Origin of the sequence: Bradyrhizobium sp. SZCCHNR3119 (assembly GCF_032487775.1) — a bacterium.
Taxonomy (GTDB): domain Bacteria; phylum Pseudomonadota; class Alphaproteobacteria; order Rhizobiales; family Xanthobacteraceae; genus Bradyrhizobium.
The window spans coordinates 889691-909228 of record NZ_JAUEUV010000001.1; the positions used below are offsets into that span (position 1 = coordinate 889691).

General features: G+C 62.1%; 23 protein-coding genes. 6 read left to right on the top strand and 17 right to left on the bottom strand.

Going from position 1 to position 19538, the window contains the following annotated elements:
* Nucleotides 1-11 precede the first annotated feature (11 nt).
* Nucleotides 12-775, top strand: a protein-coding gene (locus tag QX034_RS04145) for an IS5 family transposase (RefSeq protein ID WP_315704591.1) whose coding sequence is annotated in 2 segments (ribosomal slippage) — nt 12-336 and nt 336-775 — 765 coding nt in all. Because the reading frame shifts where the segments join, the coding sequence is not laid out codon by codon here.
* Here QX034_RS04145 and QX034_RS04150 read toward each other — a convergent pair.
* Together QX034_RS04150 and QX034_RS04155 are read right to left on the bottom strand one after the other, a co-directional pair.
* The gene (locus QX034_RS04150; RefSeq protein WP_315704592.1) at nt 734-1063 is read right to left on the bottom strand and encodes a hypothetical protein; all 330 of its coding nucleotides are present in this window, start codon (nt 1061-1063) and stop codon (nt 734-736) included. The genes QX034_RS04145 and QX034_RS04150 overlap by 42 nt on opposite strands.
* A gap of 57 nt (nt 1064-1120) precedes the next feature.
* On the bottom strand, nt 1121-2173 hold the full coding sequence (locus tag QX034_RS04155) for a hypothetical protein (protein WP_315704593.1): 1053 nt from the start codon (nt 2171-2173) through the stop codon (nt 1121-1123).
* 235 nt (nt 2174-2408) lie between these two features.
* Between QX034_RS04155 and bamA the strand changes: the two genes are divergently transcribed.
* Nucleotides 2409-4736, top strand: coding sequence for an outer membrane protein assembly factor BamA (gene bamA, locus QX034_RS04160; RefSeq protein ID WP_409977800.1), 2328 nt, complete (start codon nt 2409-2411; stop codon nt 4734-4736).
* A gap of 67 nt (nt 4737-4803) precedes the next feature.
* Here the strand turns inward: bamA and QX034_RS04165 are convergent, their stop codons facing one another.
* The 3 genes from QX034_RS04165 to QX034_RS04175 all read right to left on the bottom strand — a co-directional run bounded on the left by QX034_RS04165 (nt 4804) and on the right by QX034_RS04175 (nt 6728).
* Nucleotides 4804-5199 (bottom strand): hypothetical protein, encoded by a 396-nt coding sequence (locus QX034_RS04165; RefSeq protein ID WP_315704595.1) that lies wholly within the window; start codon nt 5197-5199, stop codon nt 4804-4806.
* Nucleotides 5200-5550: 351 nt separating this feature from the next.
* Nucleotides 5551-6150 carry a DUF6456 domain-containing protein gene (locus tag QX034_RS04170; protein ID WP_315704596.1) on the bottom strand — a complete coding sequence of 200 codons (600 nt, stop codon included), beginning with the start codon at nt 6148-6150 and terminating at the stop codon, nt 5551-5553.
* A 56-nt stretch (nt 6151-6206) separates the two neighbouring features.
* A complete protein-coding gene (locus tag QX034_RS04175) occupies nt 6207-6728 on the bottom strand; it encodes a GcrA family cell cycle regulator (protein ID WP_315704597.1) in 522 nt (173 codons plus the stop codon).
* A gap of 151 nt (nt 6729-6879) precedes the next feature.
* Between QX034_RS04175 and QX034_RS04180 the strand changes: the two genes are divergently transcribed.
* Nucleotides 6880-7512: an XRE family transcriptional regulator gene (locus QX034_RS04180; protein ID WP_315704598.1), complete on the top strand. Its 633-nt coding sequence runs from the start codon at nt 6880-6882 to the stop codon at nt 7510-7512.
* 161 nt (nt 7513-7673) lie between these two features.
* Nucleotides 7674-7949: a hypothetical protein gene (locus tag QX034_RS04185; protein ID WP_315704599.1), complete on the top strand. Its 276-nt coding sequence runs from the start codon at nt 7674-7676 to the stop codon at nt 7947-7949.
* Nucleotides 7950-8021: 72 nt separating this feature from the next.
* Here the strand turns inward: QX034_RS04185 and QX034_RS04190 are convergent, their stop codons facing one another.
* Nucleotides 8022-8996, bottom strand: a complete 975-nt coding sequence (locus tag QX034_RS04190) for a quinone oxidoreductase (RefSeq protein WP_315806718.1) — start codon at nt 8994-8996, stop codon at nt 8022-8024.
* 221 nt (nt 8997-9217) lie between these two features.
* Between QX034_RS04190 and QX034_RS04195 the strand changes: the two genes are divergently transcribed.
* Complete coding sequence (locus tag QX034_RS04195) at nt 9218-9436, top strand: hypothetical protein (protein WP_315768352.1); 219 nt, start codon at nt 9218-9220, stop codon at nt 9434-9436.
* An 87-nt stretch (nt 9437-9523) separates the two neighbouring features.
* Here the strand turns inward: QX034_RS04195 and QX034_RS04200 are convergent, their stop codons facing one another.
* The 4 genes from QX034_RS04200 to QX034_RS04215 form a co-directional block, all read right to left on the bottom strand.
* Entirely contained in the window at nt 9524-9823 is a 300-nt protein-coding gene (locus tag QX034_RS04200; protein ID WP_315768354.1) for an NAD(P)H-dependent oxidoreductase, read from the bottom strand.
* Nucleotides 9824-10435: 612 nt separating this feature from the next.
* Entirely contained in the window at nt 10436-10624 is a 189-nt protein-coding gene (locus tag QX034_RS04205; RefSeq protein ID WP_315768356.1) for a hypothetical protein, read from the bottom strand.
* Nucleotides 10625-10765: 141 nt separating this feature from the next.
* Nucleotides 10766-11974: a BtaA family protein gene (locus QX034_RS04210; protein WP_315729639.1), complete on the bottom strand. Its 1209-nt coding sequence runs from the start codon at nt 11972-11974 to the stop codon at nt 10766-10768.
* Nucleotides 11975-12088: 114 nt separating this feature from the next.
* A complete protein-coding gene (locus QX034_RS04215; protein WP_315704959.1) occupies nt 12089-12997 on the bottom strand; it encodes a YbhN family protein in 909 nt (302 codons plus the stop codon).
* 411 nt (nt 12998-13408) lie between these two features.
* On the opposite strand from QX034_RS04215, the gene QX034_RS04220 reads away from it, so the two are divergent.
* Nucleotides 13409-13630 carry a hypothetical protein gene (locus QX034_RS04220; protein WP_315704605.1) on the top strand — a complete coding sequence of 74 codons (222 nt, stop codon included), beginning with the start codon at nt 13409-13411 and terminating at the stop codon, nt 13628-13630.
* A 25-nt stretch (nt 13631-13655) separates the two neighbouring features.
* Here QX034_RS04220 and QX034_RS04225 read toward each other — a convergent pair whose 3' ends face one another.
* The 7 genes from QX034_RS04225 to QX034_RS04255 are packed head-to-tail and all read right to left on the bottom strand — an operon-like array spanning nt 13656 to nt 19538.
* The gene (locus QX034_RS04225; RefSeq protein WP_315704606.1) at nt 13656-14267 is read right to left on the bottom strand and encodes a pyridoxamine 5'-phosphate oxidase family protein; all 612 of its coding nucleotides are present in this window, start codon (nt 14265-14267) and stop codon (nt 13656-13658) included.
* An 11-nt stretch (nt 14268-14278) separates the two neighbouring features.
* Nucleotides 14279-14887, bottom strand: coding sequence for a phosphonate metabolism protein/1,5-bisphosphokinase (PRPP-forming) PhnN (phnN, locus tag QX034_RS04230; protein WP_315704607.1), 609 nt, complete (start codon nt 14885-14887; stop codon nt 14279-14281).
* A complete protein-coding gene (locus QX034_RS04235) occupies nt 14884-16041 on the bottom strand; it encodes an alpha-D-ribose 1-methylphosphonate 5-triphosphate diphosphatase (RefSeq protein WP_315704608.1) in 1158 nt (385 codons plus the stop codon). Before QX034_RS04235 ends, phnN begins: the two co-directional genes overlap by 4 nt.
* A gap of 16 nt (nt 16042-16057) precedes the next feature.
* Nucleotides 16058-16756 carry a phosphonate C-P lyase system protein PhnL gene (phnL, locus tag QX034_RS04240; RefSeq protein WP_316195020.1) on the bottom strand — a complete coding sequence of 233 codons (699 nt, stop codon included), beginning with the start codon at nt 16754-16756 and terminating at the stop codon, nt 16058-16060.
* Nucleotides 16757-16766: 10 nt separating this feature from the next.
* Nucleotides 16767-17561 (bottom strand): phosphonate C-P lyase system protein PhnK, encoded by a 795-nt coding sequence (phnK, locus tag QX034_RS04245; protein WP_315704610.1) that lies wholly within the window; start codon nt 17559-17561, stop codon nt 16767-16769.
* Complete coding sequence (locus tag QX034_RS04250) at nt 17554-18438, bottom strand: alpha-D-ribose 1-methylphosphonate 5-phosphate C-P-lyase PhnJ (protein ID WP_315704611.1); 885 nt, start codon at nt 18436-18438, stop codon at nt 17554-17556. Before QX034_RS04250 ends, phnK begins: the two co-directional genes overlap by 8 nt.
* A complete protein-coding gene (locus tag QX034_RS04255) occupies nt 18435-19538 on the bottom strand; it encodes a carbon-phosphorus lyase complex subunit PhnI (RefSeq protein WP_315704612.1) in 1104 nt (367 codons plus the stop codon). Before QX034_RS04255 ends, QX034_RS04250 begins: the two co-directional genes overlap by 4 nt.

Consider the following 19538-nt stretch of genomic DNA (forward strand, 5'->3'; position numbering starts at 1 on the left):
TGGGGGGTGGGATGGCGCGGTTCGATCTGAGCGACGGAGAATGGGCTTTGATCAAGCCTCTATTGCCGAACAAGTCTCGCGGCGTCGCGCGAGTGGATGACCGGCGGGTCCTTAACGGCATTTTCTATGTGCTTCGAACGGGTTCGCCCTGGCGCGACCTCCCGGAGCGCTACGGTCCTTACACGACGGTCTATAACCGCTTTAATCGCTGGGCCAAGGCAGGCGTTTGGCTGCGGGTTTTCGAGACCCTGGCGGCCCGCTCGCCGCACTCGATGGCGCTGATCGACAGTTCAATCATCCGGGCTCACCAGCACGCTGCCGGGGGTAAAAAGGGGGCGAAGATCACGCCATCGGCCGTTCTCGTGGAGGACTGAGCACCAAGATCAACGCCGTCGTCGATGAGAATGGGTTGCCGGTTCGGTTGATGCTTACCCCCGGTCAGGCTCACGACTTGCGCGCTGCGTCGTTTCTGCTGGAAGGCCTCAAATGCCGCGATGTCGTCGCCGATCGTGGCTATGACGCCGATGCTCTCCTCCACATGATCCGGGCCAGCGGTGCCAAGGCTCATATTCCTTCAACCAGCCAGCGAGTGATCCAACGCTCTGTCAGCCGCCGCATCTATCGCCAGCGCAACCTGGTCGAGCGCTTCTTCTGCAAGCTCAAGCATTTCAGACGTATCGCCACCCGCTTCGACAAGCTCGCATGCAACTTCCTCGCTGCGGTCGCACTCGCCTCAGCGCGCCTCTGGACTAGAGTTTATGAGTCCACGCCCTAGCCCGGAGACCACGATGAGCCCGATAAACCCCACGGAGATGACCGCCATGATCAGCCGCTGGGCGGGCTCCTTCTCGGCAAAAGGTCCCCCCCTCATGCGACGCTCCAACAGCGCCCTGTCCCTTCTCAACAGGTCCAGCGTCATCGCGAGCGAGGCGGCAAAATAGACCAGAAGAAATAGCCACCCCTGCCAGTAATGCACCGTCCCTGCCGCCGCGAAGATCAAGCTCGCCATCACGACGATCAAAATCGCCAGGCTTGCAAATGCTTTTCGACCAAGGGCAGACATAGCGCAGCATACCATGATCGCTGGCCGGTTCGAGCCCGCTTCGCGCGAGCATCGCGACTATTGCTGCTTCTCCCAAAACGACAGCAGTCCCTGTGACGCAGAACCGCCGATGACGCAGGGAATCCCGACGGCGACTTGCCCGAGCGCAGCAGCCGATACGCAGCCGAGTGCAACCGCACCGACACCGAGTTGGCCCCAAAAATCAAGATTGCGGCGGGCATCGGATCCCTTGGTCTTGAGTTCCTCGACGGCGGCAATGGCATCCTTGCGGACAGCACCAAGCTGGACCGTGTCGGCCGCCTCTACCACCTCGGCCAAAGGCGCCTTGATCGGCTCCGACTGACGCGCAAGCTCGCCCCGCAAATAGTCACGCAGTTCGCCGTCGCGCACGGCATAGCTTGCCAGCGTATACCGCGCCATGCTGCCGATGCTCAACTTGTCCACGGTGTCGCGGCTCTTCGACCACGGTAACAGCTGCATGATGCGCTGGATCGGCACGTGCGACCCGGTCGCGAAATAATAGCCCCACAACGTGTCGAGCAGATCCTGATTGCCGGCAAAGCTCAGCCTGGTGTCGATCTTGCGTTCTTCCTTGGCAAAGGGATTTCGCGTGAACGCGCCACGCAACTTGTCAAGCACGCCCGGCTTCGGCTCCTCCAAGGGAATCTCGAGGAGCGTCGGCTGCGTTCCGTTCAGATAGCCCTCGATCATCACCCGCCGCGCCGGCAGGCGAGGCGCAACCTTGCGCATTAAATTGCGCCAGTCGGGCAGACCGGAATACGCGATCGCACGAACGATGACCCATTCATCCTCCGGCGGCACCGGAAAGAACCCGTTGACGAGCTGCTCGGCCTTCGCAGGATTTGAGCCGATCGCACCGGCGATGAATCCGAGATAGATCCCGGCATTCTCTGGTTCCTTGAACGTCTGGGAGTGAAACAGGACCCGCACGGCGGCCGGCACGTGAGCGTAATCCGGCTTGGTGCGATAGTTGTAGATCCACTGCTGAACGACGGCGAGCGACGCACGCGGATCGATTTCCGGCGTAACTGCAGCACCGGCCGGTTGGACAACAAGGCTCGCAAGGATCGCAAGAACAACGTAGCGCATGTGCTGCTCCGACGAAGGCGCCTCGGGCCTTGTCATGTCGGCGGCCCGGACGAGTAGGCGTTAGCGCAGCGACGCATTGCTCCCGCACTGCGACGATTCTGCGACGGCACGCCTCTCCATCGCGTCGAATTCGTGATGCCGTTCACAATTGCGCAACTTGCCCGTGTTCGACATCCTTTCGCCCCGCGCGGCTCCTTGCATCTACAAGTCGTTCAAGCAGGCACGGGCTGCACGTATGAACCTTCGGAGCTTGCCAAGCTGCGGTTCCAAGCCACGATCGTTGGCTGCGCTGCTTCTGGTCGCGACCATGAGCACATTCGCCGCATCCGGGACAGGAATTGCCGCACAGAGCACGATCGCCGTCGAGGGCAATCGCCGCATCGAGGCGGATACGGTACGCACCTATTTTCATCCCGATAGCAGCGGACACTATGACGCCGCCGCGCTCGACGCCGGCCTGAAGGCTCTGATCGCGACCGGCCTGTTCGACAATGTCACCCTCGAGCACGCAGGCGAACGGATCGTCGTCCATCTCACAGAGGCCAAGGTGCTCGACCGCGTGGCCTTCGAAGGCAATAAGAAGATCAAGGACGCCGATCTCGCTGCCGCCGTTCAGTCTAAACCGCGCGGCGGCCTGCAACGTGCCACCGTGCAAGGCGACGTCAACCGCATCATCGAGACCTATCGCCGCGTAGGGCGTGACGACGTGCGCGTCGTTCCCGAAATCATCGATCGCGGTAACGATCGGGTCGATCTCGTCTACAGCATCACCGAAGGCAAGAAGACGCCGGTGCGGAAGGTCGACTTCGTCGGCAACACGGCATTCGGCGCACGACAGCTCCGAGCCGTGATCAAGACCTCTGCCAGCAACATCCTGAGTTTCCTCACCGGCGGCGACGTATATGACGCGGATCGGCTCAACGAAGACCGCGAATTGCTCCGGCAATATTACCGCAAGCACGGCTATGCCGATGCGGCGGTGACCAAGGCAGACGCCGAGTTCGACCCCGCGAGCAACGGTTTCAACATCACTTTCGTCATTGACGAAGGCACGATCTATCAATTCGGCGACGTCGACCTGAGTTGCAACGTTCCCGGGCTCGACTGCAATCGGCTCCGCGACCGACTGCTCGTCCGCCGCGACACGCTGTTCGACGCCAGCAAGCTCGACAAGACCACGGAGGCGCTTACCACCGAAATGGCCAAGCTCGGCTTTCCGTTCGCACAAGCGGAGCCGCGGATCGCACGCGACGTGCCTGCGCAGCGCGCCAATGTCACTTTCGTGATCGACCAGGGACGGCGCGCCTATGTCGAGCGCATCGAGATTCACGGCAACAGCCGCACCCGGGATTACGTGATCCGGCGCGAATTCGATTTCGGTGAAGGCGACGCTTACAACAAGACTCTGATCGATCGCGCAGAACGGCGGCTGAAGAACCTGAACTACTTCAAGACCGTCAATATCTCGACGAGGCCAGGCTCCGCGCCTGACCGGGTCGTGCTTGATGTCGAGACGACCGATCAGTCGACCGGCGACTTCAACATTTCCGGCGGCTATTCGACCACCGACGGGCTACTGGCGGAAGTGAAGGTCGGCGACCGTAACGTGCTGGGCAGCGGCAACGCCGTCCAGGCTTCGGTCACCTACGGCCAATATGCGCGTGGCGCAGACCTCTCGGTGTCGGCCCCCTACAGTCTCGGCCGCGCAACGACAGGCGCAGAGGCCTTCGACCGACAGACGACGGTCAGTCCTTACCAGTCCTACGGTAGCAATACTTACGGCGGCACCTTGACCCTCGGCACGCCCGTAACCGAGCAGACCAACGTGCTCTGGCGCTACTCCCTCTACGATCAGAATGTCACGCTCGCGCCAACCGCCTCGAATGCGACCGTATCCCTCCCGGTGCGGCAAGCCGCTGCGGCTGGGCGACAACTCGTCTCGTCGGTCGGCGACACGGTCGCGTTCAACACGCTGGACAACAATACGATGCCCACCAGCGGCATCCGGTCTCAGCTCAGCCAGGACCTGGCCGGTCTTGGCGGCGACGTGCGCTTCTTGCGGACGACCGAGGACGTCAGCTACTATCATGCGCTCTCCAATGACCTCACTGGCATGGTCCGGGCCCAAGGTGGCTACATCACGGGCTGGGGTGGCCAGCAGGCGCCGCTGCTGAACAGTTTTTTCGGCGGCCCGAATTTGGTGCGGGGCTTTGCGCCGAACGGGTTCGGCCCGCGCGACCTGACGCCTGGCTCGACGATGGATAATGTCGGCGGCAGCCTATACTGGGCGACGACCGCCGAATTGCAGAGTGGCATCCCAGGTCTTCCCCAGGAATATGGCTTGAAGGCCTCGGCCTTTGTCGATGCCGGCAGCGTGTTCGGATATCGCGGCCCGACCCAATCTGTTCAGGTCGCGGACAAGAACGTCGTCCGATCGTCGGTCGGGGTCGGGCTGACCTGGGCCTCCCCCTTTGGGCCCCTCACAGTCGACTATGCGGTGCCCCTGAGTAAAGCGGCCTACGACGTCGTACAGCCGCTCCACTTCGGCGCGGGCGGATTTTAGTCGCCCAGCGCAGACTTCGCACTCCTGCGGGCATACGCTACCGGCCCGCGGGAAGCGCCAAACCTGTTCACCACGGGTAGTAGTAGGGATAAGCGCGCGGCCCGTAATAGTAAGGATACGGCGCGTAGTAAACCGGCGGTCCATAATAGTAGCCAGGTCCATAGTAGTAATAGCCGCCATACCGGTTGGCCGCGGCAATCGCACCGATGGTGCCGATCATTGCGCCCATGACCGCAAGGCCGGCCGCCGGATTGCTCCGATAGTAGTAACGGCGGTAGCGCCGGCGCGCGCTGAAATCCGTCGCGTCACTGCGTGCGCTCACTGCGATGCTTTGCTTGGCTGCTTGACCCGAGTTGCGCGCGAATGCCATCGGCGGCTCGAAAACGGTGAGCGCCATCGTTGCGACGATCGCAATCGTCAGAGGACGGCGTGTCGAAGAGAGTCGTTCTTTGCGGCTGAACATGGCAACTTCCCTTGTCAGACGGACGATAAATCGGCGGTAGCTCTTTGATACGCCAGCCCAAGGACGGCTGCTTGACGTGGGTCAATGCGGACCGCAGGGGGCGAGAGATACTTAATTTGTTCGGCAAGATCGTCGAGTGATGGCTCGCGGCCGTTGTCTATGCCGGTGAATGACGTCGGCCGATGGCGATCTCGCTCCGACGTCCGATCTGTGCGGCCTTCGGCGACGACGAAGGCGGCGCGGCACATAGCTGTTTGCACCGCACCGCACCACCAGGGGCGCCGATCTAAGGTCCCCACGCGCCCCGGGGCAAAATCGAAACCTGCTCGAGCAGCCGAGCGACAACATATGCTAGCGGCTGGTCGGCCCACGGACTGCGCAGGCGGACAGAGGCTTCTTGGGGACACGTTCGGTCGCAAAACCATAGACCAGCGCCAGGCGGTCCAGGCATTCGCGCAATCGCCGCGCGAAATAGTCGTTCCAGCGTTGGCTACACAGATCGCGCTTCTGTCCGACCTGCTCCATGCTCAGGCCCTGCACCAGCACATCGTGGACGATGGCCGCTCCGTCGGCACCGAGCTCCCGCTCGGCGCGGTTCAGCCGCAACACCGCCTGACGCTGGCCTTCGGTGATGGGCTCGCGGCCCTGCGCACCATCGATATGCTCTCGGGACGGATCGATAGCCCGCGGCCCGCGCTCCGCACGCTCCCAGTCATTCTGGAATGCGCGGCCGCCACGGTACTGCGCATCATCGATCTGTCGATGCGAATGCAGCCGCCCGAGAGGATCGTTACGTATCGAGCGGAGCGCCACGATCTTCTCGCCCGCCTCCAGCGCCAAGGGGTCATCGATCTCGACCGTCGCCACCTCGGCGTTGAATGGCAGGTCGCTCGCGCGACGATCATGGACCTTCGAAATACGATGGGATTTATTACGTCTGGCGCGTGCCATCACGAATCTCCGATGAACAGATGAGATTGGACTGATGCGGAAAAGGGGGCGACGTATTACGCAGCCGCAACCAGCCGCAGAACCACCGGCGTCGGCGGCCGCTCAACCTGGCCCTCCGGGTTGCGCGTGAGATGGAAGTGCGGCGTGCAGTAGCAGGACCCCGGCTGCCGCGGATGGCCGCAGAACGTGATCGGCTCGCCATCCCTGTCTCCGCCGTACGGATAACGGCAATCTCCCGGCTGGAGATCATCGAAAGAAATCAGCCGCGGGCTGATCCCCACGCAGCGCAGTTGCGCCGGCTTCCTGCCCTCGCTTGCAGGCCGCGGCCGAACCGAGCCGACCGGCCGGCACTCCGGACGTGGCCGCGCGCAGCGGGGCTTGAGTTGGGGTCCCCTCTCCTTGCCGATCTCGGGCCGCGCCAGCGCCATCCGCTTGGCGCGACCCAATATGGCGCTGCGCGTATAAGTCGTTCCAAATCTTGCGTTAATCTCTTTCGTGATCTCGCCATACGACATGCCCTTGGCATGCAGATCCCGCAGCGCTTCGGAGTGTCGCAGCGGCCAGTCGCTCGATTGCATCCCTCGCCTCTTCTTCTTCGCTCCGACGTTGCATTCAGCAGCATCGCCAAGCACCGCTTGAATTTCCGATATTCCGAAGAAAAAGTCAAGCTTGAATTCTGATAATCGGAAATGTATCCTTCCCGCGGGATTCGCAAGCGAGGACAAGACAATGCTGGACGTCACCATGATCGAGCGTGGGCTGGAAAAGCCGGGGAAGACCAAAGGCGGGCTTGCCCGCGCCATGGGCGTGCGCCCCGGCGCCGTCTCCGAAATCCTTTCGGGACAACGGCTGATCAAGGCGGCCGAGATCGGCCTGATCATCGATTATCTCGAACTGAATGCCGTGCCGATCATGGGACGGGTCGGCGCCGGGGCGGTGATCGAGCCGGAATATGAGCAAGTTCCGGCCGAGGGCCTGGGCGAGGTCGCTGTGCCCTTTCCAATCTCGGAAGAGACGATCGCCTTCGAAGTGACGGGCGATTCGATGCTGCCGAAATATGAGAACGGGGACGTCATCGTCGTCTATCGCGAACAGCGGCACCCGCTGTCGAGTTTCTACGGCGAAGAGGCCGTCGTGCGGCTGAAGACCGGCGAACGCTATCTGAAGACCATCGAGCGGGGGAAGTCGCCCTCCGTGGTGAACCTCATCAGTTTCAACGCCAAGCCGATCATCGGCGTAAAGCTCGAATGGATCGGCGAAATCTGCGTCACGCTGCCGCGCGGCCAGATCGCGCGGATGCGGTCGAAGACCGCGTCCCGAACCCGGCAGGCCAAGTCGGCCGGCAAGGCCTCAAGCAGATAAAGCGCCCTGAAGCAGATGGGGAATAGCTTGCATGCTCGCTTGGGCACAGGTCTCAGCCTGTGCCCCTACTTCCGGACGTCCGAATTTCGCGCTTGACAAAATTCTGATTTTCGGAAATTATGGCAGTTACAGCCGGAAGGTCCGAAGGTGAATTGCTCTGCATGCAATATTTTGTCGTGATGATCGACTACGGGCGGCGCGGACGCGAAGCCGTGGTCGATCCCGAGATGACGCGGCGTGACGTGGTCGCGCGCATCGCGTCCGGGGAATATTCCAATATCAGCTTCATTCACGAGGTCGTCGACCGATCGGTCGAAGATGTGACGACCGACATCCTCTCGGAAGCGGCTCTCCCGGAGATCGAGCAGGACGAGGCCGATCTGCAGGCTGCAAAGTTCGATTATCTGCGCGATCTTCGCAAGCACGAGCGGGCGTGACCCCTGGCGCTCGCCCGGAAGGCTCAGTACCGGCGGCGCCACCGGATGCGCCGCCGCTTACCTGCATTGCAATCAAACCAGAAGCACGGTTGATCCCGTCGTCTTGCGGGCAGCGAGATCAGCGTGGGCCCTGGCCGCATCCTTGAGCGGGTAGGTTTGATGAACTTCGATTTTCACCGCACCGGACTGGAAGACGTCGAACAGTTCCTTGGCCATTGCGACCAGATTGTCGCGCTTTGCTGCGTAGGTGAACAAGGTCGGCCTGGTCACGAACAATGAGCCCTTCTGCGCCAGCAGGCCAAGGTTGAGCGGCTCGACCGCGCCGGAGGATTGGCCGAACAAGACCGCAACGCCGAGCGGTGCCAGGCAGTCCAGCGATTTCAGGAAGGTGTCCTTGCCGACGGAATCATAGACGACCGGCACTTTCTTGCCGCCGGTGATCTCATCCACCCGCTTCACGAAGTCCTCGCGGGTGTAGACGATCGTATGTCCGCAGCCATGCGCCTGGGCCAGGCTGGCCTTGTCATCGCTCGAGACCGTACCGATGACGGTTGCGCCGAGATGTTTGGCCCACTGGCTGAGGATCAAGCCTACCCCACCCGCCGCGGCGTGCAGCAGGATGGTGTCCCCCGCCTTCACGCGATAGGTCTGCCGGATCAAATACTGCACGGTGAGACCCTTGAGCATCATGGCCGCCGCCGTCTTGTCGTCGATCGCATCGGGCAGCTTGAGCAGGCTGGCGGCTGGGATCAGCCGTGCTTCGGCATAGGCCCCGAGCGGAGATGAACCGTAAGCGACACGATCGCCGGCCTTAACGTCAGTGACGCCTTCTCCCACCGCCTCGACCACGCCTGCGGCCTCGCTGCCGAGGCCGCTCGGCAACTGAGCGGGATAAAGGCCGGAGCGGTTGTAGATGTCGACGAAATTGAGCCCGACCGCCGTGTGGCGGATGCGTGCCTCACCCGGACCGGGCTTGCCGACCTCGACCTCCTCCCATTGAAGCACCTCGGGTCCGCCTGCTTGATGAAATCGGATGGCATGCGTCATGCGTTACTCCCTTCGAGTTAATCCTGTATCAGCCGACGTTCGCAGTTGCGGTACGACGCTGCCAGTCGTGCGGATCGGTCCCGATCCGCACGTTTGAGCTTGGCTGTCGATCCGCGGCTTACCTGGAGGAACCGGCCAGAGGGCAGCGCGTTTTCCGCCCGATATTGAGAGGCGAAGCCATGCTTCCGAAGAAACGCCGAACATTGCCGAGGCCAGCCATTTTGCTCGAACTTGTCTGTCATGCCCTGATGGGAACGGCGCTCGGATTGAGCGTCAGGCTTCTGCTGACATTCGTGGACAACTTCGGCATTGCCCGCCTGATCGCGCATAGCTCTACGCCTCATCAGACCTTCGCAATCCTGATCGGCATGGTCACCCTCCCCTTTTCCGTCGGCGCAACTCTGACCGGCTTCGTGTTCACCATGATGGAGGAGCGCTGAGCTTTGCAAGACGTCTTGTGTCTCAGTAGATGCTGATCTCGATCGGCTGCTCCGACGCGATTCGCTTAAGGCGGTCGGCGTAAGACTTCAGCAGTTCAACTCTCTCACTTTGCTCGAGCCGGACCGGAGCGTATACGATCTGCGGCGCGAGCAGGCGAAGCCATGGTTCTCGGACGCGTATAGTTCTTCCGTCTGTTGCTTGTAGTAAGCCGGATCTTTGACGGTAAGAAAGTTATGCCGGCCCGATGCGGCGTCAAACCGCATCGCATAGAGATCCGATGTTCTGACCTCATGTCCTTGGGCGCTCAGCGCCTCCATCGCCGCCCGATACATCGCACCATTGAAGCTCTGATGCTCGGGATGAGCGAGTACGATGAACGCCTTCATTGTCTCTCCCGCACCAATGTCTGCTCCAACCGCGGCGCGCTCCCGGCGCTGATTGGAACCGGCCAACGACCCGGATGTTACCTGAAGGTCACAGCCGCGCACAATCCGCCGCTGTTCCTTATCCGTTCGGAACAGTTGATCAGGAATTTTGCACCCGCTCAGTAGAATGGGCGGGAGTTGGGGCGCGCCACTTTCGAAGGAAGCGAAAATGCCAGCCTATATCAGACATGGCGACGAGCAAGGATTGGCTCCGATTGTCTGCCCCGGTTGTCTCGGAATTTTGCCGATGCTTGTCCGTGAGATCGAACCGCATTGGAATTCGGCCAGGATCGACCTGGTCTACGAATGCGCCGATTGCGGAGCCGAGGTCAGGCACAGCGTGCACCGGCCCGCTTTACGTCACTGACATAAAACTCAAGTCAGGAAGCGCAGCCTTCGCCGGCAGTGCGCGTGCGACAAGCGTTAGTCTTCGTCGCGATGAATACGCGGATCTTTTTGAAGGCACACCATTCGACGCCTCAGTGCTCCGATTCCGAAGTCGGCGTCATGCCGCGGCAATCTCGCTTGCGGGCTTCGGAATCGACGAGCGCCAGTAAGTCAGATGGATCTCACCTAATGCGTCGGCTGGTGCACGTCGCTCCAGTTCAGATTGCACTCACGGAAGTGAAGCGCGATCTCCTCTAACGCCCGCCTCTCCCACTCCTCCGCTTGCGCCAGCCAAAACATACGCCGCTGAACGTCCAATGCCGCACGCTCGCGGCAGAAATGCTCCTGATTGCGGATTTCCACGAGTCTGTTCATGCCTCACTCCCGAGAGGTACGAAACCAGCGCCATGCATCTTTTAGCAGACCACGCCCCTTTGGTCACGGCATCGTGCTGAGACGGAATCTTCCGGTTCCAAAGCCCATCGCAACGCACCAGAATGCATGATGGATGTCCGCCTATACGCGCCTGACGTAGCAATGAAAGCCGCCATAGATCCCGGAGCGGTCCAGTTCAGCGCCAAGCGCGCTTCGCTCTTCGTCGCGATGCCATCGGTTCCTGAGTGCCGCGGACCCAATGGCATCCAGAGGGGACACGCTGCCCGCGGTGCGAAATACGATGCGCACGCGCTCGCTCCCCGCCCGATCTATAGAGGTCCACAAGGCCTGGATCTCGTCAGCGTCCATCGAGTCCTGCGCATCCAACAGTAAGACAGCGTCGACCTCACGCGCCGGCAAGCTGTCCAGAAGCTGCGCGATATTGCCTTGAACAGGGATGATCACGCCGACACCGTTGCGCATCCGAGCGAAATGGCAACGCTGCAAATATGGCGGCAGGCAGCGGTCGTCGGCGCCAGTGTAGGCGCGGCGTAGCGCCTGCCAGGCAAAGTAGTTAGCCGTCTCTGAGCTACCCTCGAGCAAGCGCCGCAACCGCTGGTAAAGCACGCTATCGAGCGGCGCTTCCGCTTTCAGGAGCGCCCGCTGTCGCGGCGAAATACCGAGACCGAACAGAAAAATCCGGACGTCCATCATGAGCCGCAGCGGCATCGAATGAAACAGGCGATCAAGGCGCGCCATCGCTTCAAGCCGCTCCGGAGAATCCACCGCCCCCCTCAGCAGGGCATCGAGATCAATCCCAAGAACGCGTGCAATCAGATGAGCCAAACCGATCGCGCGACCCAACAGTCCGTGGCGGTAGAGACCGTCGGTGAAATAGGTGTATCGCTGCCGCCCGAGAACATTGCGACCGTCCCAATAGCTCCGCGCATGCCCATCGAGGAGCGGACGTAGTTTCCGGATGTAGCGGGCTGCATTCGCGGGCGAGGCTGCGTCACCAAAGAATTCCCAGAACTCGTTGTAGCCGGCGAACGCACGCACGCCCGCAAGCCTCAATTTGAGCAGCGCGAGCTGGGCCTCATTGCGATCGACAGCATAAATCTGCGCCGGCTGCGCGGTGAGATAGGAGAGCACGTTGCAACCGCCAGAGGACATTGCCACGATCGTGGACCCCAGCGGCAATTGCAACGCCGCGAGGTCCGCTTGCGGATCGTCCCAGCTTTGGGTGTGCATCAAACGTTGTAGTGAGAACGCGAGCGCCCTGTTCCAGAGCGTCATCGCATTCTCATGCCTGCTGCCGCGTGCCGTCCCGGCGATCAGTTGCGTCGTCATCCATGCCTCGGCTCACCGATTCGGCAATGGTAGCGCGGACGCAATGCAGTTATGCGACAGACGGACTACATCCTTTCGTACGCACGTCTTGAAAAAGTCGCGCAGAAAACGCGATCAATCGTCCGATCTCAGGACAGTGCGACGACCGCGGCGCAAGGTTCGCCACCCCTCCACACTGCCGAACAATGCCAGTGCGATCACAAACGGCAATAAATGGTAAAGAATCCGGAAGATCAGCAGCACCGCAAGCACGGGATCCTTATCGTCACTTCCGAGGCCGAGCAGAATTGTCGCATCGAACATCCCGATGCCGGCCGGCGCATGACTGGCGAAGCCCAGTAACGTGGCCGCGATGAACACGGCCATCAACCGCGAGACCTCGATATCGAGCTCCGCCGGGATCAAGACGTACATGGCGAGCGCGGCGGTGCTCAAATCAAACAGGCCTATCAGGATCTGCAGCAGGACCAGGGGCCCGGACGGAAGCCTTACCGGCCAGCGCTTGCTGCGCCGTCCAGGCCAGCTCCAAACCACGAAGCCAAACACTCCGGCGAGCAATGCTGCTGCGACCAACCGATTCAACGCCGGCGGCCAATACTCAACCCAGCCGAAGGCATCGGGATCGATCATCAGGCTGAGTCCCAGGGCCGTCAGATTGCCGAGCCAGAAAGTGAGGCCGGTCAGAAAGCTGATATTCGCGATGTCGATCGCACCAAGCTTGTAGCGGGAATAGATTCGATAGCGGATGACGGGAGCGATCAAAGCGACGGCCCCAATACCATGGGCGATCGGATAGCTCGTAAAGCTTGCAAGTGCCGCCATGCGGAACGGAATATCACCTCGGCCGATCGTGCGAAGCGCGAGCAGGTCGTAAAGCGTCAGGCTCGCGTAGGACAAGATGATGAGCGCCAGGGCCAGTGCGATCAGCCGGATGTCCGTATTCTCAGCGATCGTCAGCGCGTGGGCTATATCCAGCTTCTTGACGGCGCGGGTGAGCGCATAGATCGCAGCGACGGCAACGATCACACTGACCGCGAGGCCACCAAGACCTCGGAGCCAGGCCTTGCGGCTCAACGCCGCCTCGGGTTGATCGTCGGGCAGGACGGCGAGCCTATGAGGTCCTGGCGGCGCGGATGCACCAGCCGATTCGGGTCGATTCATGGCGCCCTTTGACACGCTGATGTGACAGTTAATTTACCGTTGCAGACGTTTGTCCGCATACCCTCTTCCGTACGCGACCATCGACGCTCCGTGGCGGGACATCGTTCCTCATCCAATGCGACATTGCGGCGCGGTTGATCATTTGAATTTGAACTAAGCACTGCAGCATCAACCCATATTGAACAGACCAGTGCAAATCCCTGTGCATGATGGTCGCATCTTCGTCATGCGGGCTCGGTAAGAGGCCGCACGACAATCGCCATTCGAGGCAACATGAACGCGGAATTCGACCACGACCTGACGCAGGACCAATGGGAGACGCTCAAGACGCTGCGTCTTCCCGCGCGCGAACGCCGCAAGGTCAACAGCTTCATCGTCCATCAGCTCGAAGCTGCGGGGCTCGTCGCGAGCGTCGATGGTACGCCCTTGCTCACGCACGCCGGCCGAAAGGTGCTGATCCGAGGCTCATCGCGGCTCCTCGACGTTGCGGCCTGAGAAGGCTTCGACAACGACCAGGCCGTTACCACAAGCTATGCCGGGCGCGTTCCGGCCACTCCTGGTCATACTGCTCGGCATCGACCTCATTCGCGCTCATGGCAGCCAGAATCTGGCCGGGGGTCGGGAGCTCTCTTGGGTCGACGCGCTTGTTCGGGTTCCACAAATCGGAACGAACGATCGCACGTGCGCACTGAAAATAGACCTCCTCGACAGCCATGACGAGAACGCTGCGCGGCGTTTTGCCATCCATCTCGAAGGAGGCGAGCAGCGCCGTATCTGCCGACAATTGTGCGCGGCCGTTGACACGCAAGGTATTGCCGGATCCCGGGATCAGGAACAGCAAGGCGATCCGCGGATCACGGACGATATTGCGTAGGGAATCGATGCGATTGTTGCCGCGGCGGTCCGGCAGCATCAAAGTCTTTTCATCATGGATACGAACGAATCCCGGCAGGTCACCACGCGGTGAGCAGTCGATCCCTTCCGGACCGCAGGTCGCGAGCGCAACGAAAGGCGACCTCTCGATCAGGATGCGATAATGTGGCGTCACCCGATCGGCAACCTTCACGGTCGATGTCAGGCCGGTCTTGCCGTAGATCGCTTCCAGCTGCTCAATCGTGGTGATGATCGACATACACTTTCTCGCTAGTTTGCTTCAGATCCGCCGCCAAGCTCGCCCTGGATGATCCTCACCAGCGCTCCGGCGTGCTGTTTCGGATCTCCGACATTGATAATCGTGACATCCGCTACGAGCGCGCCTTCGGGAACGGTCCGATGCAGGCGCTCCCCAAGATCGCCGTCGCTTGCGCGATGTCGATGTGCCAATCGTTCGGCCAACACCTCCTCCGGAGCGGTCACGGCAACGACCAGCACATGCTGATAGACACGGCGAACCGCCGAAATCACCCGGCGTGAAACATTGATGACGACCGTTCGGCCGGCGCGGATATCGTCGTCGATAGCACGCCGCACACCGTACGCGTGCCCGTGCGCTTCCCAATGAATGGCGAACTGGTTCTGCACCAAGGCCCGCTGAAATGCGGCGGCGTCCAGCTCGTCATTGTCTTCGAACGCCGACGCCCGCCGCGTCACCACACGACGCGGAAACACGACCCGATCATTACCGGCACATTTCGCACGCGCCAGATTGATCAGCGTATCCTTGCCCGCGCCGCTCGGTCCGACCACCAGCACCAGTCGGCCGGGGCCCAGCCTGGCCGGAACATCGGACGAGAGGACAGGCGTCTCGCTCATGCGACGCGCGTTCCCTCTCGCCAGACGCTACGGACGACCGGAACCGCACCCCGAACATGCACGCGGATCAGATCGGCGCGCTTGCCGGGTGCGATCTCGCCGCGGTCCGCAAGGCCGACGGCCTCTGCCGGCGTTTTGGTGACCGTGCGGACTGCCGCAGCCAAGTCGATCGACGGCACACGCTCTGGCAATTGCAGCGCTCCCAACAACAGGCTCGACGGCACATAGTCGGAGGACAGAATGTCGAGCAGGCCTTCGCGGGCGAGGTCCACGGCGGCAATATTACCGGAATGCGAGCCGCCGCGCACGACGTTCGGCGCGCCCATCAGGATGCAGATGCCGGCCCGGTGCAGGCCCCGCGCAGCCTCGATCGTGGTGGGAAACTCCGCCACCGAAATGCGGTCCTTGATCGCGTCGGCGACGTTCTCTTCCGTCGTATCGTCATGGCTGGCGAGCGGAACATCATGTTTCTGCGCCAGCGCGACGATCTCCCGCAGATTGTCGGCGGCATAGGCCTTCTGATAGGCGAAGCGCCGCTCGAACAGCACATCGAGCTCTGCATCCGTCCTGCCGCCGCCTTTGCCGCGATAATAATCGCGCAGCTTGCCCTCGTCGCGAAACTGGCGCTGCCCCGGCGTGTGGTCCATCAGCGACATCAGCCGTACGTCGGCGCGTCCGGCCAATTGTTTGGCCTCTTCGACGACGGTCGGCATCGGAATTTCGCAGCGCAAGTGCAGGAAGTGATCCGCCCGCAGCAGGCCATCCTCGCGGGCCGCCGCGATCGCCTCCGCGAGCACCTCCGATTTTCCATCGACTCCTCCGGCGCCCTCTTCGCTCCAGACGCGAAGGGAATCCAAGACGGTCGTGATGCCCGCGGTGGCCAGCTGGGCATCATAGGAGATCACTGCGGCGATCGGATCCCAATACACCTTCGGCCGCGGCACGAAATGCATTTCGAGATGGTCCGTATGGAGCTCGACCAGCCCGGGCATGATCAAATCGCCGCCGGCGTCCTCACTGCCGGCAGGAGCTGTGCCCTCCCCGACGGCGACAATCCGGCCTTGAGCCGCCGCCACCCAGCCTTGCTCGATGACGCGATCTGCCAGGATCACCCTGGCATTACCGATCACGATCTCGGAATTGGTTGAGGCCATGCTGTGTCTGTCCTGTTCACGCCGCGGCCGCAAATGCGGTCACGTCCACGGTGCCGTCTGCGATTTTCTCACGGATCTCGTCGTCATGAACGATCGCAAGCATCGCGACGCCGTCTTTCTTCTTGGCCGCGATCAGTTCGACCACGACAGCGCGATTTGCCGCATCGAGCGAGGCCGTCGGCTCATCGAGCAGGAGAATCGGCAGATCAGAAATGAAGCCGCGTGCGATATTGACGCGCTGCTGCTCGCCTCCTGAAAAGGTCGACGGCGGCAGGCTCCAGAGACGTTCGGGGATGTTGAGCCGCCGCAGCAACCGGCCAGCCTGTTCGCGGGCGTCGTCACGCGATGCTCCGCTCGCGATCAAGGGCTCGGCCACCACGTCGAGCGCCGGCACGCGTGGCACGGCGCGCAGGAACTGACTGACATAGCCGATGGTCCGGCGGCGCGCGGTCAGGATCGCGCGCAGCTCAGCTGTCGCGAGGTCGAGCATCGCGCCCTCGTGCCGCACGGCGATACGGCCGCCATCGCAGCGGTAGTTGCCGAAGATCATCTTCAGGATCGACGATTTGCCGGCGCCGGACGGCCCGGACAGCACGACACACTCGCCCGCCTCGACCTGGAACGAGACACCGCGCACCACCGGCAGCCGCACGCCGCCCTGCAGGTGCATGGTGAAAGTCTTCTCTGCCTTCTCGATAGCAATCATCACGGTCATGGAAGCAGCCTTATGGAGGCAGGATCGAAGAGACGAGCAATTGGGTGTAAGGCTCGCGCGGATCGTCGAGCACCTGATCGGTCAACCCGGTTTCGATCACCCGCCCCTCCTTCATCACCATCACCCGATGCGACAGCAGACGCGCCACCGCGAGATCGTGGGTCACCACGATTGCCGCAAGGCCCAGCTCATTGACCAGGCTGCGCATCAGGTCAAGCAGGCGCGCCTGCACGGAGACATCGAGCCCGCCGGTCGGCTCGTCCATGAACACGAGCCGTGGCTCGGTGACGAGATTGCGCGCGATCTGCAGCCGCTGGCGCATGCCACCCGAATAGGTACGCGGCGCATCGTCGATGCGCGCGATATCGATCTCGACGCGCTGCAGCCAGGACGACGCTGTCTGGCGTATGCGGCCGTAATTGTTCCAGCCGACCGCCATCAGCCGTTCGCCGACATTGGCGCCGGCGGACACGGCCATGCGCAGGCCTTGCGCCGGATCCTGGTGGACATAACCCCAGTCGGTCCGGAATAGGAAACGACGTTCAGCTTCGCTCAAGGCTGCAAGGTCGCGCAGCACGCCATCGCGCATCCGGTATGAAACGCGGCCAGCACTCGGCCCAAGCTGCGCTGACAGCATCTGCAGCAGCGTCGACTTGCCGGAGCCTGATTCGCCGACGATCGCCAGCACCTCGCCCGGATACAGCGTGAAGGAGATATCGCGACAAGCGGCGAGCCGCCCATAAGTCTTGGCGAGCCCCTCCGCAACGAGGAGCGGCTGGTCCGAACTGCCGAACGCTTCAACCATGAGCGGTCTCCTTGTGGGGAGCAGCAGTCTGACTGCCGCGATGGCCCGCCGCCTGGCGATGCTCGCAATAGTCCGTATCGGAGCAGACGAACATGCGGCTGCCCTGGTCGTCGGTCACGATCTCGTCGAGATAGGAGTCCTCGGCGCCGCAGAGCGCACAAGGTGCGTCGAACTTGTAGCGCGTGAACGGATGGTCCTCGAAATCGAGCGACACGACAGACGTGTAAGGCGGGATTGCATAGATGCGCTTCTCGCGGCCGGCCCCGAACAGCTGCAGCGCCGGACAATTGTCCATCTTCGGATTGTCGAATTTCGGAGTTGGCGATGGATCCATGACGTAGCGCGCATTGACCTTGACCGGATAGGCGTAAGCCGTCGCGATGTGGCCGAAGCGGGCGATGTCCTCATAGAGCTTCACATGCATGAGGCCGTATTCCGCGAGCGCATGCATGCGCCTGGTCTCGGTCTCCCGCGGCTCCAGGAAGCGCAAAGGCTCCGGAATCGGCACCTGATAGACCAGCACCTGTCCGGCCCGCAGCGGCGCTTCGGGAATCCGATGCCGGGTCTGGATCACCGTCGCGGCCTCGGTCGAGGTCGTGGTGCCGACACCCGCGGTCTTGGCAAAGAATTTTCGGATCGAGATCGCATTGGTGGTGTCGTCCGATCCCTGGTCGATCACCTTGAGCACGTCATCGGGGCCGAGAATGGAGGCCGTGACCTGCACGCCGCCGGTGCCCCAACCATAGGGCATCGGCATTTCGCGGCTCGCGAACGGCACCTGATAGCCGGGAATGGCGATCGCCTTCAGGATCGCACGACGGATCATCCGCTTGGTCTGTTCGTCCAGATAGGCGAAATTATAAGTCGGCGCGTTCATTCAGCGGCCTCCTTCAAAGACGACGCTGCGTTCGCCTCCTCGAACTCCTTGCGCAGCTTGCGCAAGAGTCCGAGCTCGGACTGGAAGTCGACGTAATGCGGCAGCTTCAGATGTTCGACGAAACCGGTCGCCTGCACATTGTCAGAATGCGACATCACGAACTCCTCGTCCTGCGCCGGCGCAACGACGTCCTCACCGAGTTCGCGCGCCCTCAGAGCACGATCGACCAGTGCCATCGACATCGTCTTCCGCTCGCTCTGCCCGAAAGCAAGCCCATAGCCGCGGGTAAAGCACGGCGCCTCGGTCGCCGACCCCTTGAACTGGTTGACCATCTGACATTCGGTGAGTTCGAGCGAGCCGAGCGGCACCGCGAAGCCGACCTCTTCGGCAAAGAGCTCCACCTCGACCTCGCCGAAGCGAATCTCCCCGGCGAACGGATGGTTGCGGCCATAGCCGCGCTGGGTCGAATAACCCAGTGCCAGCAAGAACCCCTCATCGCCGCGCGCGAGATTCTGCAAGCGGAGATCGCGCTCGGCCGGGAAACTGAGCGGCTCACGCGTGAGGTCACCGACCGCTGCATCGGCTTGCCCCCGGGGTGACGCCTCGATCAGTCCGTCGCGCCCGAGAATATCGGTCACGCGCGGAGTGGGCACATCGGGCGCTTCCGCCAGCGCCGGCGGATCCGGCTCGAAACCTTGCGCCAGCTGCGGATCGAGCAAACGATGCGTGTAATCGAAGGTCGGTCCAAGCACCTGCCCCCCTGGAATATCTTTGAAGGTCGAGGATACGCGCCGCTGCACCCGCATCGCGGCGGTGTCGACCGGCTCGGTCGCGCCGAATCGAGGCAAGGTTGCACGAAAGGCCCGCACCAGGAAGATCGCCTCGATCAGGTCGCCGCGCGCCTGCTTGATGGCAAGCGCTGCAAGCTCCCGGTCGTAAAGCGAGCCCTCGCCCATGACCCGGTCGACCGCCAGCCCCAGCTGTTCGGCGATCTGCGCCAACGAGATCTCCGGAACGTCGCGATCGCCACGCCGCTCATGCGCGAGCAGCCGGTGCGCGTTCTCGATGGCGCGTTCGCCGCCTTTGACCGCCACATACAT

What these genes read in the sequence shown, in the direction of transcription:
- QX034_RS04150 (WP_315704592.1), bottom strand. Translation starts at nt 1,063, where the DNA reads ATGTCTGCCCTTGGTCGAAAAGCATTTGCAAGCCTGGCGATTTTGATC.
- QX034_RS04155 (WP_315704593.1), bottom strand. Translation starts at nt 2,173, where the DNA reads ATGCGCTACGTTGTTCTTGCGATCCTTGCGAGCCTTGTTGTCCAACCG.
- bamA (WP_409977800.1), top strand. Translation starts at nt 2,409, where the DNA reads ATGAACCTTCGGAGCTTGCCAAGCTGCGGTTCCAAGCCACGATCGTTG.
- QX034_RS04165 (WP_315704595.1), bottom strand. Translation starts at nt 5,199, where the DNA reads ATGTTCAGCCGCAAAGAACGACTCTCTTCGACACGCCGTCCTCTGACG.
- QX034_RS04170 (WP_315704596.1), bottom strand. Translation starts at nt 6,150, where the DNA reads ATGGCACGCGCCAGACGTAATAAATCCCATCGTATTTCGAAGGTCCAT.
- QX034_RS04175 (WP_315704597.1), bottom strand. Translation starts at nt 6,728, where the DNA reads ATGCAATCGAGCGACTGGCCGCTGCGACACTCCGAAGCGCTGCGGGAT.
- QX034_RS04180 (WP_315704598.1), top strand. Translation starts at nt 6,880, where the DNA reads ATGCTGGACGTCACCATGATCGAGCGTGGGCTGGAAAAGCCGGGGAAG.
- QX034_RS04185 (WP_315704599.1), top strand. Translation starts at nt 7,674, where the DNA reads ATGCAATATTTTGTCGTGATGATCGACTACGGGCGGCGCGGACGCGAA.
- QX034_RS04190 (WP_315806718.1), bottom strand. Translation starts at nt 8,996, where the DNA reads ATGACGCATGCCATCCGATTTCATCAAGCAGGCGGACCCGAGGTGCTT.
- QX034_RS04200 (WP_315768354.1), bottom strand. Translation starts at nt 9,823, where the DNA reads ATGAAGGCGTTCATCGTACTCGCTCATCCCGAGCATCAGAGCTTCAAT.
- QX034_RS04205 (WP_315768356.1), bottom strand. Translation starts at nt 10,624, where the DNA reads ATGAACAGACTCGTGGAAATCCGCAATCAGGAGCATTTCTGCCGCGAG.
- QX034_RS04210 (WP_315729639.1), bottom strand. Translation starts at nt 11,974, where the DNA reads ATGACGACGCAACTGATCGCCGGGACGGCACGCGGCAGCAGGCATGAG.
- QX034_RS04220 (WP_315704605.1), top strand. Translation starts at nt 13,409, where the DNA reads ATGAACGCGGAATTCGACCACGACCTGACGCAGGACCAATGGGAGACG.
- QX034_RS04225 (WP_315704606.1), bottom strand. Translation starts at nt 14,267, where the DNA reads ATGTCGATCATCACCACGATTGAGCAGCTGGAAGCGATCTACGGCAAG.
- phnN (WP_315704607.1), bottom strand. Translation starts at nt 14,887, where the DNA reads ATGAGCGAGACGCCTGTCCTCTCGTCCGATGTTCCGGCCAGGCTGGGC.
- QX034_RS04235 (WP_315704608.1), bottom strand. Translation starts at nt 16,041, where the DNA reads ATGGCCTCAACCAATTCCGAGATCGTGATCGGTAATGCCAGGGTGATC.
- phnL (WP_316195020.1), bottom strand. Translation starts at nt 16,756, where the DNA reads ATGACCGTGATGATTGCTATCGAGAAGGCAGAGAAGACTTTCACCATG.
- phnK (WP_315704610.1), bottom strand. Translation starts at nt 17,561, where the DNA reads ATGGTTGAAGCGTTCGGCAGTTCGGACCAGCCGCTCCTCGTTGCGGAG.
- QX034_RS04250 (WP_315704611.1), bottom strand. Translation starts at nt 18,438, where the DNA reads ATGAACGCGCCGACTTATAATTTCGCCTATCTGGACGAACAGACCAAG.
- QX034_RS04255 (WP_315704612.1), bottom strand. Translation starts at nt 19,538, where the DNA reads ATGTATGTGGCGGTCAAAGGCGGCGAACGCGCCATCGAGAACGCGCAC.